Here is a 15,062-nt window from a genome sequence, read left to right as displayed (position 1 = left end):
TCTACGTAACCAGCGCCGAAAGTTCCCAGCAAGGGCAAAAACCTATCATGAAAAGGGGAAATGCTAAGACATGGCTTTATGAAATGAACATGAAGATACTCTAATATTCCCCGCCTGATTCGACTTAAGAAATCCCACTGAAAAGGGGTAGATGAATCTTTCTACCGAGCCATGAGTTCCTGCATAAAGAGTGCGATGATCTCGCGGGAGACCCGACAATCCAGTACGTAGGTCCCGGTTTCTTGGGAATCTACCCAGGCGCGGAAATCAGCTAAGTCTTCCAAAGTATGGATAACTGTAGCGCGTGCGCCGAGTGCGCTTAATAAGTGGGCAAAGTTTACCTCGGGGATGAGCATGGGCGCCCCACTGACGCCTTTGGTGGCATATTGGTGAATCTCTGCGCCATAGGCAGCATCATTGACCAACACCGTCATCTGTTCTTTGCCTGCGGCAGCGGCCAGCCCAACAGCGAAGCTAAAACCTAAACCGATTGATTGCGTGGTCGTGCCCAATAAGACCATGTTGTCCGCAGCAGGCACATCCAGATGGGTATTAGCCCACCCGATGAAGTGCCCGTCATCGGTAACGACCAGGCGTTGGGACGTAATAATATCGTTAATTGCGTGCAATAAGCTGCGCGGATCCAAGCGGCCATCAGGAGCAAGCGCATCACCTTTCTCGTGGTCTTTTACCTCCGAGCACGGGGAAGGACGCCCCGCTGAGTTGAAATCCTTGGCCTGCAGCTCTGATAAAAGCGCAGGCACCGTTGCGTGCGCGCTGCCGCGTAAGCAATGATCGACGCGGGCACAGGTAGCCTGTTCCGTAACATCTATTTGGATGACAGTGGCAGCGGGATGAAAAGCCTGGCCAAAAGCCAGCGTGAAGGGGTTGAGTCCGGCACCGATAACCAGAACGACATCAGCCTGCCCGATTTCTGCTGCGGCAGCTTTCGATGCAAAACCTCCACGAATACCTAAATCACGAAAATTCCCTGTGCCGTTGAAAAGTCCCTGGGCCGGCGCGGAGGTCGCGACATCGGCTCCTAAGAAATCTGCGAGCCGAATGACGTCCGCAGCTGCAGACTTTGCGCCCCGGCCGGCAAGAAGAAGCGGGCGTTGGGCATCGACAAGCAAAGAAGCGATGCGCTCAACCTCTTGTACCCCTGGCACGATGACCTCTGGCTGCGGCACAAGAACTGAAGTTTCTAGCAGCGTTTGCAATTGCGTGTCGCTGCATTCTTGCACACCTAGGGCATAAGGAATTTCCAGCACTACCGGTGTGCGGTGAAGGTTCGAACACCGAAGCTTGCCGCTAAGCCGGCCTGGTCAATAGCCCACGGCCGCGGTGAATCCTGCAGTGCTGAACCAATGACAAGCTCAAAAGGAACGCGCGCTTTAGCCGATTCCACCAGGGCATTGGTGGTGTTAGTAAAACCCGAGCCATAGGTGGTTGTTGCCACTGCGGTCTTGTCGGTGATCCGCTGGGAATTTTCCTCGGAAGCCTCGGCGTGGGCTCGGTAGCGCCGTTTATCCTGTCCTCCTGGGCGGGGTTCGATATCTTGCCCGACTAAGGCTAGGAGCACACTATGCGCAAGATAATCCTGTCCATCGCAGTTGCCGGGGCCATCGCCTTAGGCTTCATTGCACCCGCCCCAGCATTCGCAGTCGTACAGTCCACGCAGCACAGTTCGCATGCTTTCCTTGATGATCCGGTAGCAACGCTCAATAGCATCGTCGGATCGGCGCTGTGGACGCCAGTAATTTTATCGACCATGGCTTCCTCACTTTTTGGGAGCAGTGCAACCTCTTTGACACTCGCGGTTGCTAACTAGAATTCCCACCCACTTCGAAACCCAACATGGGGAGTACATATGCGTAAGAAGATTTTTGCGATTGGACTCTCAGGTGCCATGATGTGGCGCGACACGCCGCGCAGACGGCAGGCAGCTTCTCTTCGATACCGCAGTAAAGCCTTTTGATGGTCACAACTATCGGGTTGTCCCCGGTCTTTTTGTCATCGATAGCTTTGGCTGAGATTGGCCTTTTGCCATAGCTTTTCGATGCCCCCAGGTGGTCTAATGAGGTATTCAACGTGTGTTACGTTTTCGTAAGTTAAATACCGCGGAAGAGGACTATTCTTGGTAGAGATAGTAAATTCTGCGCATCGTTGAAACGTGAGACGAGACCCATGAAATTTGACCCCCAAGATTTAGCAATGTCCAAGGACCATACCGCAGTTTCTGACCGCATCCAGCGCAGCTTCTGGGTTGCTGATAGAGGACCCCGCCCGGTTATGCGCGGTTGGGGCCATCTCATCGCGGCAATCTTGTCGCTGATTTCTTCCACAGTGCTCATCACTTATGCGTGGATGACACTCGGTTGGGTAGCCGCACTGGGCGTGACCATTTATGGCAACGGCCTCGTGGGGCTTTTTGCGGTATCTGCACTGTATCACCGCTGGCCGTGGCCAACTGCCCGAGCGGTGCAGTGGTGGCGGCGAGCAGACCACGCGACAATCTCCGTCTTTATTGCGGCGACCTACACTCCGCTGTGCATCATTGCTTTTGATACGCGTACGACCGCGTGGATGCTCGGCATTGCGTGGACGGGAGCGCTGTGCGCCGTCATTTTGAACCTGGTGTGGATAAACCACCCACGCTGGCTTGATGTCATCGTGTACCTGACGCTGGGCTGGCTGGTGGTGCCGCTTATTCCAACGCTATGGACCAACCTGGGTCCCACTGTGGTGTGGCTGCTGGCTGCTGGCGGATTGTTCTACACCGTCGGCGCAGTGGTCTACGGTTTGAAGTGGCCTGGGCGAAATGCCAAATATTATGGCTATCACGAGCATTTCCACACCGCGACTATCGCGGCAGCAGTAGTGCACCTCGTCGCAGTGTGGATGGCTGTCGTGCAGGCTGGCTAGTCGATGTGCTGGTGGTTCGGCGCATACACCAGTGGCATCGGCGAATACTGACTGCGCAAGTTGCGCAGCGTCGTAGCGTGCTCTGCCAAGCGCTTGTCTTCTTCAGTGTGCGGAATGAATTGGCGCGCAGGCAGTGGATTCCAGTCGCGGTCCATGGCTAGATAAGCCACGGTTGCGTGAATAGCGGTGGAAAGATTCTCGCGTCCTCCGCGGGCTTCACCAGAGCGCACGTGCACGGACATCTGCATCGAACGGCTATCAGTGCGCATCATGCGGGCATCAACCTCGATGAGATCACCGATGTGAATGGGCTTGTAGAAGCGAATGCCGCCGGCATAGACAGCAATGGTCTGCTCGCCTGACCACTCCATGGTGCAAGCCGTACCCGCCTCATCGATCCATTCCATTGCTGTGCCACCGTGGACGTTGCCGCCCCAGTTAATATCGGTCGGCTTCGCCAAGAAACGGTTGACCATGCGAGGGGCATCAGAAGGCCCGTTGTAAGTCTGCTTGTGCATCTCAGTCTCGATGGCCTTGCGCAGATCGATGCGGGTCTTTGCCGCTTCCATCACGCGAATTTGTTCATCGGTTTCCGGCACAAAGGTGGGAACTGGGGTAGGGCGCTGCGTATCGGCATCCTTTGCGACGAAAATCACCAGGCAGTCACAGGCGCGGGTAAAGATGCCATCGCGGGGGTCCGCAGACCATACTTCATTGATGATGTGCATGGACGACGTACCTGTCATCGCCAAGCGAGAGCGAACCTCCACCAAATGGCCTGACTCAATAGGGCGCATGAAGTGGATGTGGCCGACGTAGACGGTCACGCAGTACTGACCCGACCACTGCACGGCACACGCGTAGGCAGCCTTATCGATCCACTCTAAGACGCGGCCACCCGAAATTCCCTGTGCGCCAGCGATGAGGACATCGGTGGGTGCGGCCATAAACCGCAGGGTGATATTTGGATTTTTGAGGGACTCTTGAGACTGCGCCTCTTGCTTCTTAGCATTTTCATTTAATTGCTCGGTCGAGGACGCGGTTGGCTGTGATTGCGACATATCAAACAAAATAGCAGGTCACTATAATAGCGCGCATGAGTTCTCGACGATCCAAGCCCGACCCGCATGAGATGAAAGCTGCCGTAGATGGCATCGCTAAGTGGCTATATGACGCTGACGCTGCTGCAACACCTTCTCGCAACGAACTAGCTAAGGCCGTGCGCCTTACTGCCCGCACGCTAGAACACGACGCGCCGGGGCACTCAGTAGAGCTTCGAGTACCCCCATTTGTTGCTGTTCAATGCATCGAAGGTCCACGCCATACCCGCGGTACTCCACCCAATGTAGTGGAGTGCTCGCCGCGGACCTGGTTGCTCCTAGCCACTGGATTAATTACCTGGGAGCAGGCGGAAGTTGATGCTTCAGGCACACGCGCTCACGAGATAGCCCAGTGGCTGCCGATCCTCCGGGTTAAACCTTTTGCAGATGAATAAAATCCGTGTATACGCCCCCGATTGGGCATGAACAATGTCGCAACAGTTAGTTATCGAGCAGCAAACTTAGTAGAATCAGCGTCGTGGTGAACACTACTTTCCCCAGCGACGTGAATTTAGATGACCAAGGCGAGCAAGAACCCCGCGAAGAGTGCGGTGTCTTTGGCGTCTGGGCTCCTGGTGAAGATGTTGCGACGCTGACCTACTTTGGTCTGTTCGCATTGCAGCATCGTGGGCAGGAAGCTGCAGGTATCGGCGTCGGTGATGGAGACCGCCTAGTTGTCTTCAAAGACATGGGCTTGGTCTCGAATATTTTCGATGAGTCCATTTTAAATTCCCTCCATGGCTCCGTGGGCGTGGGGCATACGCGCTACTCGACTGCCGGTGGCAAAGAGTGGTCGAATGTCCAGCCGATGTTTAATACCACCTCAAATGGGGTAGACATCGCTTTGTGCCACAACGGCAACTTGGTGAACTACCAAGAACTGCGCGATGAAGCAGTAGCTCTGGGACTTTACCGAGAGAATGAAAAATCCCTGTCGGATTCCATGATCATGACAGCTTTGCTGGCGCACGGAGTCGGGGAAGGCAACTCTGTCTTTGACGCCGCTAAGCAACTGCTGCCAAGCATCAAAGGCGCTTTTTGCTTGACCTTTACCGATGGCAAGACCTTGTACGCCGCGCGTGACCCGCACGGTGTGCGCCCCTTGGTCATTGGCCGCTTGGCGCAAGGCTGGGTTGTTGCTTCCGAAACCTGTGCGCTGGATATCGTGGGCGCGCAGTTTATCCGTGAGGTAGAGCCCGGTGAACTGATCTCTGTCAATGAGGCAGGAATCCACAGTGAGAAATTCGCAGAGCCGAAGCGCCAGGGCTGCGTCTTTGAATACGTCTACCTGGCACGCCCAGACACCGTGATCAAAGGCCGCAACGTTCACGCGACGCGCGTGGATATTGGTCGCGCACTTGCGAAATCTCACCCTGCGCCAGAAGCTGACATGGTCATCCCCGTGCCAGAATCCGGAAACCCGGCAGCTGTTGGCTACGCCCGGGAATCGGGCCTGACATTTGCGCACGGCTTGGTCAAAAACGCCTACGTGGGTCGAACCTTCATTCAGCCCACCCAGACCTTGCGCCAGCTGGGTATTCGCCTCAAGCTCAACCCCCTGCGCGAGGTCATCGAGGGCAAGTCACTCGTTGTTGTAGATGACTCTATTGTCCGCGGCAACACCCAACGCGCGCTGGTGCGCATGCTGCGTGAAGCAGGCGCTGCTGAAGTGCACGTGCGCATTGCTTCACCGCCAGTCAAATGGCCTTGTTTCTACGGCATTGACTTCGCCTCACCTGGTGAATTGATTGCTAATATCAAGCCTTCTGATGATCCTCAGGTAGTAACCGATGCAGTGTGCGAAGCTATCGGAGCAGACTCTTTAGGGTTTGTATCTGTAGATGAGATGGTTGAGGCAACGCACCAACCTATCAATTCCTTGTGTACCGCTTGCTTTGATGGCAACTACGAACTCGGACTTCCGACCGCTAACCCCAATGCTGACGCTGTGCGAACTTTGCTCAGCCAAAAGAACTGAAAGATTTGATCTGACATGTCTGAAAATACTTACGCCGCGGCAGGCGTCAACATTGAAGAAGGCGACCGCGCCGTTGAGCTTTTCGCTCCACTGGCTAAGCGCGCTACCCGTCCAGAGGTAATGGGTGGACTCGGTGGCTTCGCGGGACTGTTTAAGCTCGGCGAATACAAAGAGCCAATCCTTGCAGCTGGCTCCGACGGCGTGGGCACCAAGCTCGCCGTTGCCCAGGCAATGGATAAGCACGACACCATCGGCATTGACCTGGTTGCAATGTGCGTCGATGACTTGGTCGTGTGTGGTGCTGAGCCACTATTTCTCCAGGACTACATCGCAGTAGGCAAGGTTGTTCCGGAAAAGGTTGCGCAGATTGTTGCCGGTATTGCTGAGGGCTGCGTGCAGGCAGGCTGTGCACTTCTTGGTGGCGAGACCGCTGAGCACCCAGGTGTAATGAATGAAAATGACTACGATGTTTCCGCCACCGCTGTCGGCGTTGTCGAAGCAGACGAGCTTCTCGGACCAGACAAGGTTCGCGACGGCGATGTTTTGATTGCCATGGGCTCATCCGGACTGCACTCCAATGGTTACTCCTTGGCGCGCCACGTCTTGTTAGAGCAGGCAGGATTGCCACTCGATGGCTACATCGATGACCTTGGCCGCACGCTTGGTGAAGAGCTCTTGGAGCCGACCCGCATCTACGCCAAGGACTGCCTGGCGCTAGTTTCTGAGTGTGACGTTGCTACTTTCTGCCACGTCACCGGCGGTGGCTTGGCAGGCAACCTCGAGCGCGTGCTACCTGAAGGCCTTGTCGCAGAGGTTAACCGCGCATCGTGGACCCCAGCAGCGATTTTCCGCACCATCGCGTCTTTCGGCAAGGTCAGCCTGGAAGAGATGGAAAAGACCTTCAACATGGGCGTTGGCATGATCGCTATCGTTTCCCCTGAAGACCGTGACCGCGCCTTGGCGATGCTAACTGCGCGCCACGTTGATGCATGGGAGCTGGGCTCGGTTCGCACCAAGAAGGAAGACGACACCGCAGGTGTTGTCATGCAAGGTGAGCACTCTAACTTCTAAACACTAAAACAAAAGCCCAGGCTCAGCGCTGAAAAGCTGCGAGCCTGGGCTTTTGTCTTTTGTAAAAGGCCACTGGAAACACAAAATACTGCGCCTCAAGCCGGAAAAACTAGGAACCGAGAATTCCACGAGGTGCAGTATTTATGTGTTTACAGTGTGGGCGCAGTTGGGGATTTACTCAAACCTTGAAGCGATCAACCGGGGGCTGAAGGCCCCAAAGATTTTCAACATCAACGCGGCGCCTAGTTAAACCTAGCGCCGGTCATCAACCTCATCCTGGTCGTCGTCCCACTCATCGACGTAGTTGTCATATGAGTCGCCGTAGTCGTCGTCATCATCCAGAGAACGTGAATCACCCGGACGCTGGGATGCCAGCTCCCTTTGTAGTGAATCCAAGTCCATATCAGGAGTGTTGTACTTTAGTTGGCGTGCAACCTTGGTCTGCTTTGCCTTTGCGCGTCCGCGTCCCATGTGCATGACCCCCTTGAGGTGTGTAGGGCAATCCAGGGAATTCGGACGCCCCATCGGCTGTAATCTTGTATATGTTCCTGTTAGACACAATAGCCTGTACAGCCGGAAAATGCCGCACCGACCCCCGCGCAGCGCTATGACCTGCTATTTTAGTAGGCCTGGGAGGGCGAGTTTTGCGAAAATGGATCAATTAAATGCACTCTACGCGCATATAAATTTCAAATACGCGCGAGCGCTTTCTCTGAGGGACATTTTCTAAGGCTCACATCAACGCTAAGCGGCCGGTTAACACCGGATTCTTCCGGCTAATTACTACCGCCTAGCGCTGAGTCTGATATCTCAAAGGTGGCTTTATCTGCCACGCAACTTATCAATCGCGCTGCGGCCCAATTTCACACCTTCATCCGTCGGCAATGATTCTTCGTCGACCGTGACAGCGCAATCACCAATGAGAAGTTCTGCAGCTGGGCTTCCTGCCTTTTCCGGCGTTGGAAGAGCCGAGCGCTTGATCAGGCCCAGGGCGATGGGACCCAGTTCAAAGTCATCAATGATGGAACCGACGCGTCCAACGCGGCGACCACCGGAGGTGATATCAGCGCCGGTTGCTGGAAGTTCCGGAACCGAGCCATCAAGGTGCAAGAGTGTCAGGAGGCGAGGGGAACGGCCAAGGTTTTCTACGCGCGCGATGGTTTCTTGTCCGCGGTAGCATCCCTTTTCCAGGTGGACTGCGCCAGGAATTTCCCCGCGTCCAATCCAGTGTGCAATTTCGTGCGCAATGGATTTATCGTCCAAGTCCGCTGCCTTTTCTGGCTCGAGGTTACGCACGCGCTCGGCCGTATAAGCCATCAAACCAGCAGGTTTAAAGCCAACACTGATTAGTTCCTTAGCAACGTCTTTGAGTTGCTCGCGCGGAACCGCAATGTCGGTGCGGGGCGTCTGGGTCCAGTTGGGGACCTCACGCACAAATGCCGCAGACGCTGCAACACTATCCGGAAGCGTAGGAACTTGGCCTAATAAAGTGATGATGGCGAGGTCGGCTTCAGTTACCTCAACTTTTGACCAGAAGACCATCATGGTCAAAAACTTCAGGAAGGATTCAAATTCCGCGTCAGTGGTGTCGAGGTAAAAACCTTCATCGGTGCGCACAACATCGGCGTAATGAAGAATGCGGCCTTGGATATCTAAGTCCAATGCGGCTGCTGAATAACCTGGTTCAACATTGTCTAGCTTTTGCGACAGCAGGTTATTTAAAAACTCTGGCGCATCAGGGCCAATAACAGAGATAACTCGGCGCTGCGAGCGATCTACCAGCACAGGGGTATTTAAATGAATTGCGCGTTGTTCAACTAGCGGGTCCCCGTAGTGCCACGCGACTCCCTGGGAGTCAATCAGCGTGTCATCTTGTACGGCTGCCGCACCCGGCAATTGCATCAGGGGCGAAGTATAACTCACAAGCACCAGCGTACCCGTCTGCTTCGGGAAATGACACCCTTGCCCTTCTTTTGCCTATCCTTGGGGAGCTCAATGGTGAGTTAGCAAGACCAAATCGAACAAGCGAGGCATAATCAAAACCATGGTTTCACATAAGCCGGTTATCTTTGTCGTTGAACCTTTCGGCGGTTCGATTCGCTGGCATAATCCCTCCCTCCCACTCATTTATTGGGATGACTATGCTGTCACCCGCGGTGATGGAATCTTTGAGTCGATTCTTATTCGCGATGGTCACGCGGCTAATTTAGAACGGCATGCGCAAAGGTTTTGCACCTCCGCGGCGGCACTAGGCTTGCCGGAGCCCATTTTGGACTCGTGGATTAATGCCACCCAAGCAGCAATTGAAGAATTTGGGGAAGGGGAAGGCAAGTGCACGTGGACTTATTCGCGAGGGCGTGCATCAACTGGGATCCCCACCGCGTGGGTGAGCATCCAGCCCATTTCTGATGTGGTACTTGCTCAGCGTGAGGAAGGCGTGCGAGTGATGTTGAGTGAGCGCGGATGGTCATTTCCTTCAGAGCTGCCGGCGAAGACACTCAACTACGCGGCGACGATGGCAACCTTGCGGTTGGCGCGCGAGCGTGGATTTGATGACGTTATCTTTACCGACCCAGATGACGGTCACGTTCTAGAAGGCGCGACTTCGACAGTGGTCACGGTCAAAGGTGACAAGCTGCGCACGCCTTACGATGACACCATTTTGCCCGGCACCACCCAAGCCGCCCTTTTTGCCCATGCTGAGAGCCAAGGCTATCGCTGTAAACAAAAGGTCATCGATGTGGATTACCTTTTAGCAGCAGACTCCGTGTGGCTAGTCTCGTCTACGCGTGTAGCCGCACGGGTGCGCAGATTGGGTGAAGATAAATTAAAGGCTCCGGATAACGAGAACGAAATCCGAAGCCTTATTGATGCTGCAATGACGCGCGGTTAGCGGGTTATTCCGCTAACCGGTGGTACAGCTAGCGGTATTAGCCTGCGACGCGGCGCAGCTCAGCAGACATGTATGGGCGCATCTCATCGTCGACTAGGCGCTCATCCACCCAGCCGAGGTTGTTATTAGGCATCAGACCGTACATGCGCTTGCCCGGGCCGAGATTCTTCGGACCGGTTTCGGTGACCATGGTAGATGCAGACTGCAGCTGCCATGCGCGTTCGTTAAAGACCTCGCCGTAGAAGATCTCGACGATGCCGTTGGAAGAGGTATAAGTGACCTCAATTTCATCCTTGGCGGAGATACGCCAAAAACCGGTTTCGCGGACATAAGGTTCACCGGCGGTGCCTTCGGAATCAATCTTCCACGTGCGCGAGCTAAAGGTGAGGTACTCGCCACCATCGTGGGCAACGACTAGTTGCTGGCCAAAGTGAAATTGCTTGCCTTCAGAATCGTGTGCCTCGCCTTCACCTTGCCATACGCCCACGAGTGGCAACAGGCCTAAGAGCGCATCATTGAGGGAGGGGCCTTGGCGCAGGTTAGCAGTATCGGACTCTAGTGGTTCATCGGCAAACTTAAACGCAGGAATGTTTTGGCCAGCGGCGTCTTTCCACGCCTCTGCCGCCATGTTCACTGCTTCATTGCCGTTGAGGCGACCGCTGGTGTTGGTGTTCGCAGCCAACGCATCAGCGGCAGAATCTGGAATATTTTGTGTTTTGCTTTCTGGGGTATTTTCGCTCATGGTGCACCAGCCTAGTCGGATTAGCCGAGCGGTTATTAATCCTCACTGACAAAAAGCGATAAACTGGCGCGTGTGCGCGCATTAATGATCTTGAACCCGAACTCAACGACTCAATCTAGCGAATTGCTCCGCGAAATCCTGCCTGCTCTTTTCGCAATTGAGCGGTTGAGTTTATTTGTGCGCTTTACCCAGCATCCCAAACATGCTGAGGAGATGGTTTCGGGGCTAACGCGCACAGACTTTGACTTGATCATCGTGTTAGGTGGGGATGGAACAGTCAACGAAGTCATCAATGGGCTTTTAGGTTCTGCGGAGACCGAAAACCCGCATCCTGCGACTTTGCCCAAGTTGGCTGTGATTCCTACTGGCTCGGCCAATGTCTTGGCACGCGCACTCGGCTTTTCGGCGGACCCAGTAGAAGCCGTGCACGTGCTTGCCCGCCTCATTGAAAAAGATATCTCACGCACGATATGCCTAGGCACGTGGAATAAGCGGTGGTTTGGGGTCAACGCGGGCTTTGGACTTGATGCTGATGTGCTGGCGCAAGTAGACCGTGTACGTGAGCAAGGATTTGCCGCCACGCCCTTTCGCTACATGATGGTCACCGCGCGCGCAGCATTGCGTGCTCGGAAGAACCCGCCGAAGATCAACGTTTCCGCGACTTCTCGCCAGGGCGAAGAAATTCTCCTTGATGAGGTACCGGTTTTGTTGGCATCGAATACCAACCCGTGGACATTCCTAGGGCCGCTGCCTGTAGGAACCAACCCCGCGAACTCTTTCGACGAGGGCTTGAGCCTTTTCGGAGTTACTGATATCTCCGGCTTCGGCGGGCTAATCGGAGTCTTGCGCCTTTTCGGTGTGGACAACCAGAAAGTCCTCAGCCGTATCTCGAGCGCTCGAATCATTAACTTCGATTCCGCCAGCACCGCAACTTTAAGCTGCCCCACTCCACATCGCTTCCAAGCTGACGGAGAATCCGAAGGCAAGCTAACGAAAGTCGTGTTGCGATCTGTACCCGATGCGATCGAGATCTATGCACCACGCTCAGCTCGTGCGGTCCATGAGCGCTCATTACGCGAGATGGTGCGCGACTTCATCCGCGTCTTCTAATTCACGTGGTTAGTTCTCGCGCCCTTCACTGTCATAGCGGCCATCAATTTCGACAGGAGATAGCTGGGAGACTTCCAGCGTGGTGTTGCGGTGCTGGGTTTCAAAAGTAATTGACCCACCCTGCAGCCGTACCGCGGTCGCTTGCGCTGAAAGCGGCAATTGACGGGTATCTAGGCTGTAGCTAAACGCCTGGGCGACCTTGTCATTTTCAGGATTGACGGGAGTCATGATGAACTTTTCGTCGATAAGCCGAAGCGCAACTTCTACTGACGTCGACTCTTCATCGCCAGGCAAGGTGCCTTCTAACACCGCTTCCGCTGACGTGCCTGAGGTGGGCGAGATGTTTTTGGGATTGGCAATCTGCAAGTCATTTATTCCCATCAACCGGCCCAAAGAAACAGCATCCACGGAAATAGCCCGTGACCACGTAGAGACTTTTGCGCCAGTGAAAATGCCGCTAAATAGCTGCTCGGAAGTAACTTGTACATCCCGCAAAGTAGTTGAAGCATTCACCAGACCTAGCCGCGGAACCTCAATGTCAAGCGCGTTGACCTCCATCAGAGGGATCTCGTGGTCGGGTAAAACTGCAGCGCCCAAGTACGGCATTCCGCCGATATAGACCTGCGGGGTATTTTCTAGCTGAGCTTCGGACTTCACCTGTTGCGCCAAGGTGTGCTCTGCATACATGGCGAATCCGGTATCAATTGCGCCGAGTACCACCGCTGCGGCCACTATGCCTGCGCCGACTTTCAATGGCCGAGCAAAGCGTGCCGGGATGGTCACGGTTGCCTTCGTAGTGCTGCTGACCAAGGCGTCTGGGTCAGGGGCATTCGAGACAGGTAGAGCTTCGCTCACAATGAAATCCTTAGCTAGATGGTGCAATAATTAAGAGCTTACTAACCCACGAGCGAATCACTAGGGTGGGGATATGACTTTTAACGTGCAAAACATTTCTATTTCTGACAATCTTGAGCTTGCCGCAGCAGTTGAGGCCGCAGCTGCAGAAACCAGCAAGCATGATGGCATTGACCCATTTTCAGAACAGTTTCTTTTTGGACTGCGAGATGCGCGGCTAAACCACCAACATTGGGTTATTGAGTCTGCAGGAAAAGTTGAAGCAGTTGCCGCAAGCGATGGCAGCAGCGCAGAGCTATTTGTTGTTCCTGACGCACGCCAGCAAGGCCGCGGTATAGCGTTGTTGGAAGCTGTTTTGCCGACGCCGGTGTGGGCACATGGCAACTTCGACGGTGCACAAGCATTGGCGCAGGCAAAGGGCTTGCGCATTACCCGGCACTTACTGGTGATGGCCATCGAAGAGGATGCGCTAAAGGCTGCGGCACAGAAACCACAAACAGAATTAGTGGTAGCAAACTATGCACGATCCGTTGAACGTTTTGGCAAAGAACACGTGGAGAAGCAGTGGTTGAAATCCAATAACCAGGCATTTTCTTGGCACCCAGAACAAGGTGGCTGGGATATTGAACGCCTGCACCGCGGCATGGAGCCTGATTGGTTTGATGAAGAAGATGTCATCTTCTTCTGGGACGTGCCAGCAGATTCTGCTCAGCAATTGCCGGAAATGGCTGGTTTTCACTGGACGAAGTGGCACGATGAAGTATCGCCAAGCTTTGGCGAGGTATACGTGGTGGGCTTGTCAGATGACTACCGCGGACGCCGTTTAGGTGGGCCATTGCTTAATGCTGGTTTGCAGCGCATGGTGGAAAAAGGTGCCACACGCGTCATTTTGTACGTCGAGGCTGATAATGAGCCAGCGGTCAAAGCTTATGAGCGTTTGGGTTTCGAAATCGCGGAAAATCACGTGGTTTATGAGATCTCCGATATAGCGGAAGAGATGTAGTGATGAGATTCACGGCGGAAATTGTCTAAGTTAACCATTTGTTAACCAGAAGGCACTATTGCGGTTAACCCTCGGCAGATAGGTTAGCAACTCGTGAGCACAACAGCCTGAGATTCGGCTGCTTAAAACTTTTGAAAGATTTCCCAAAAATCTACGCAGAAGCGAGGCAGTAAGAGGGCGTAGATGTGCTCGGACAATCAATGAAATTCCCCTGAAATTAACCGGAAAGGTTTCCCCGTGATTCGCAACTTTAAGCGCTCCGCTGCCATCATCGGTGCCGTCGCAGCTTCCTCTGTCGCACTGGTAGCTTGCTCTGATTCCGCAGATGATTCTGCAAACGGCGGCGAAGCAGCAGCAGAGCTGCCTGGCGGTTACGCACTCTCTGGCGCAACCGGCGGCCTAGTTGCTGAAGGTGCGTCCTCTCAGCAAAACGCCATGGACTACTTCGGTGCGATGTACCAGGAAGCCACTGGTGGCGACGCTTACTTGGAGTACAACCCAACTGGTTCCGGTTCCGGCCGTACCAACTTCGTCGCTGGCCAGGTAGTCTTTGCAGGTTCTGACTCCCCTCTGGAGGAGGACCAGGTAGAGGCAGCTGCAGAGCGCTGTGGCGGCAACGATGCATGGCACCTGCCATTCGTTATTGGCCCAGTTGCAATCGCCTACAACCTTGAGGGCGTTGAAGAGTCCATCAACCTGAGCACCGAAACCCTGGGTAAGATTTTCGCTGGCGACATCACCAAGTGGAACGATGACGCAATCGCTTCTGAGAACGAAGGCGTTGAACTGCCAGATACTGACATCTCCGTGGTTTACCGTTCCGACGAGTCCGGTACCTCGGACAACTTCCAGAAGTTCCTGAGCGCTTCCACCGGTGACTGGGAAGGCGAAGGCACCAACTTCCCAACCGCAGTTGGTGAAGGCGCAAACGGTTCTTCCGGTGTTGCTACCCAGGTTCAGCAGATCAACGGTGGCATCACCTACGTCGAGCACTCTCACGCAGCAGACTCCGGTCTGGACATTGCGAACATCGACTTCGGCAACGGCCCAACCGAGCTGAACGAAGAGTCCGTGGGTGCGGCACTTGAGGCTATGGAGTTCACCACCGAGGGCAACGACATGGTTGTCGACTCCGATGCACTCTTCGCTTCCGATGCAGGTTACCCACTTATCCTGACCACCTACGAGATTGTTTGCTCCGGTGGATACAGCGAAGATGAGGCAAACTTGGTCAAGGACTTCCTGATGACCGCACTGGCTTACCAGGATGAGGGCCTGTCTGAGGCTGGCCACATTCCAGTAACCGGTGGCCATTATGACCGCCTCGTTGAGGCTGTTGAAGCAATCAACAGCTAATCTAATGGTTGTTCTACGAACAACGTGTA

The 15,062-nt window shown here is 54.5% G+C and carries 16 protein-coding genes; 9 read left to right on the top strand and 7 right to left on the bottom strand.

Features of this window, described 5'->3' with window-relative positions:
* Positions 1–161 precede the first annotated feature (161 nt).
* On the bottom strand, positions 162–1,190 hold the full coding sequence (locus tag CSTAT_RS11050) for a thiamine pyrophosphate-binding protein (protein ID WP_169833263.1): 1,029 nt from the start codon (positions 1,188–1,190) through the stop codon (positions 162–164).
* A gap of 80 nt (positions 1,191–1,270) precedes the next feature.
* Positions 1,271–1,582: a hypothetical protein gene (locus CSTAT_RS11045; protein ID WP_066796247.1), complete on the bottom strand. Its 312-nt coding sequence runs from the start codon at positions 1,580–1,582 to the stop codon at positions 1,271–1,273.
* Positions 1,583–1,585: 3 nt separating this feature from the next.
* Here CSTAT_RS11045 and CSTAT_RS11040 point away from each other — a divergent pair, with 3 nt between their 5' ends.
* Both CSTAT_RS11040 and trhA read left to right on the top strand, forming a co-directional pair.
* A complete protein-coding gene (locus CSTAT_RS11040) occupies positions 1,586–1,831 on the top strand; it encodes a hypothetical protein (RefSeq protein ID WP_075723512.1) in 246 nt (81 codons plus the stop codon).
* Between the two features lie 356 nt (positions 1,832–2,187).
* Positions 2,188–2,925 carry a PAQR family membrane homeostasis protein TrhA gene (gene trhA / locus CSTAT_RS11035; RefSeq protein ID WP_066796241.1) on the top strand — a complete coding sequence of 246 codons (738 nt, stop codon included), beginning with the start codon at positions 2,188–2,190 and terminating at the stop codon, positions 2,923–2,925.
* On the opposite strand, the gene CSTAT_RS11030 is transcribed toward trhA, so the two are convergent.
* The gene (locus CSTAT_RS11030; RefSeq protein WP_075723912.1) at positions 2,922–3,872 is read right to left on the bottom strand and encodes an acyl-CoA thioesterase; all 951 of its coding nucleotides are present in this window, start codon (positions 3,870–3,872) and stop codon (positions 2,922–2,924) included. The genes trhA and CSTAT_RS11030 overlap by 4 nt on opposite strands.
* Positions 3,873–4,021: 149 nt before the next feature.
* Here CSTAT_RS11030 and CSTAT_RS11025 point away from each other — a divergent pair, with 149 nt between their 5' ends.
* From CSTAT_RS11025 to purM, 3 genes are all read left to right on the top strand, one after another.
* Complete coding sequence (locus CSTAT_RS11025) at positions 4,022–4,420, top strand: sterol carrier family protein (RefSeq protein WP_066796238.1); 399 nt, start codon at positions 4,022–4,024, stop codon at positions 4,418–4,420.
* A gap of 83 nt (positions 4,421–4,503) precedes the next feature.
* Entirely contained in the window at positions 4,504–6,003 is a 1,500-nt protein-coding gene (purF, locus tag CSTAT_RS11020; protein ID WP_066796231.1) for an amidophosphoribosyltransferase, read from the top strand.
* Between the two features lie 15 nt (positions 6,004–6,018).
* Entirely contained in the window at positions 6,019–7,074 is a 1,056-nt protein-coding gene (purM, locus tag CSTAT_RS11015; RefSeq protein WP_075723511.1) for a phosphoribosylformylglycinamidine cyclo-ligase, read from the top strand.
* Between the two features lie 252 nt (positions 7,075–7,326).
* On the opposite strand, the gene CSTAT_RS11010 is transcribed toward purM, so the two are convergent.
* Together CSTAT_RS11010 and ygfZ are read right to left on the bottom strand one after the other, a co-directional pair.
* Complete coding sequence (locus CSTAT_RS11010; protein WP_211273008.1) at positions 7,327–7,545, bottom strand: DUF3073 domain-containing protein; 219 nt, start codon at positions 7,543–7,545, stop codon at positions 7,327–7,329.
* 351 nt (positions 7,546–7,896) lie between these two features.
* Positions 7,897–8,997 carry a CAF17-like 4Fe-4S cluster assembly/insertion protein YgfZ gene (gene ygfZ, locus CSTAT_RS11005; RefSeq protein ID WP_075723911.1) on the bottom strand — a complete coding sequence of 367 codons (1,101 nt, stop codon included), beginning with the start codon at positions 8,995–8,997 and terminating at the stop codon, positions 7,897–7,899.
* 121 nt (positions 8,998–9,118) lie between these two features.
* Here ygfZ and CSTAT_RS11000 point away from each other — a divergent pair, with 121 nt between their 5' ends.
* Positions 9,119–9,967 (top strand): aminodeoxychorismate lyase, encoded by an 849-nt coding sequence (locus CSTAT_RS11000; protein ID WP_075723509.1) that lies wholly within the window; start codon positions 9,119–9,121, stop codon positions 9,965–9,967.
* A 37-nt stretch (positions 9,968–10,004) separates the two neighbouring features.
* Here CSTAT_RS11000 and CSTAT_RS10995 read toward each other — a convergent pair whose 3' ends face one another.
* Positions 10,005–10,709 carry a heme-binding beta-barrel domain-containing protein gene (locus CSTAT_RS10995; protein ID WP_066796214.1) on the bottom strand — a complete coding sequence of 235 codons (705 nt, stop codon included), beginning with the start codon at positions 10,707–10,709 and terminating at the stop codon, positions 10,005–10,007.
* 84 nt (positions 10,710–10,793) lie between these two features.
* Here CSTAT_RS10995 and CSTAT_RS10990 point away from each other — a divergent pair, with 84 nt between their 5' ends.
* Positions 10,794–11,819 carry a diacylglycerol/lipid kinase family protein gene (locus tag CSTAT_RS10990; RefSeq protein ID WP_156845159.1) on the top strand — a complete coding sequence of 342 codons (1,026 nt, stop codon included), beginning with the start codon at positions 10,794–10,796 and terminating at the stop codon, positions 11,817–11,819.
* 9 nt (positions 11,820–11,828) lie between these two features.
* On the opposite strand, the gene CSTAT_RS10985 is transcribed toward CSTAT_RS10990, so the two are convergent.
* Positions 11,829–12,674: an LmeA family phospholipid-binding protein gene (locus CSTAT_RS10985; protein ID WP_083640839.1), complete on the bottom strand. Its 846-nt coding sequence runs from the start codon at positions 12,672–12,674 to the stop codon at positions 11,829–11,831.
* 73 nt (positions 12,675–12,747) lie between these two features.
* Here CSTAT_RS10985 and mshD point away from each other — a divergent pair, with 73 nt between their 5' ends.
* The gene (gene mshD / locus CSTAT_RS10980; RefSeq protein ID WP_075723507.1) at positions 12,748–13,677 is read left to right on the top strand and encodes a mycothiol synthase; all 930 of its coding nucleotides are present in this window, start codon (positions 12,748–12,750) and stop codon (positions 13,675–13,677) included.
* A gap of 237 nt (positions 13,678–13,914) precedes the next feature.
* Complete coding sequence (gene pstS, locus CSTAT_RS10975) at positions 13,915–15,033, top strand: phosphate ABC transporter substrate-binding protein PstS (RefSeq protein ID WP_066796206.1); 1,119 nt, start codon at positions 13,915–13,917, stop codon at positions 15,031–15,033.
* Positions 15,034–15,062 lie beyond the last annotated feature (29 nt).

Source organism: Corynebacterium stationis, from assembly GCF_001941345.1.
GTDB classification, from domain to species: Bacteria; Actinomycetota; Actinomycetes; order Mycobacteriales; family Mycobacteriaceae; genus Corynebacterium; species Corynebacterium stationis.
The sequence above is the reverse complement of the archived record's forward strand: the minus strand, read 5'-3'. Positions and strand labels throughout refer to the sequence as shown.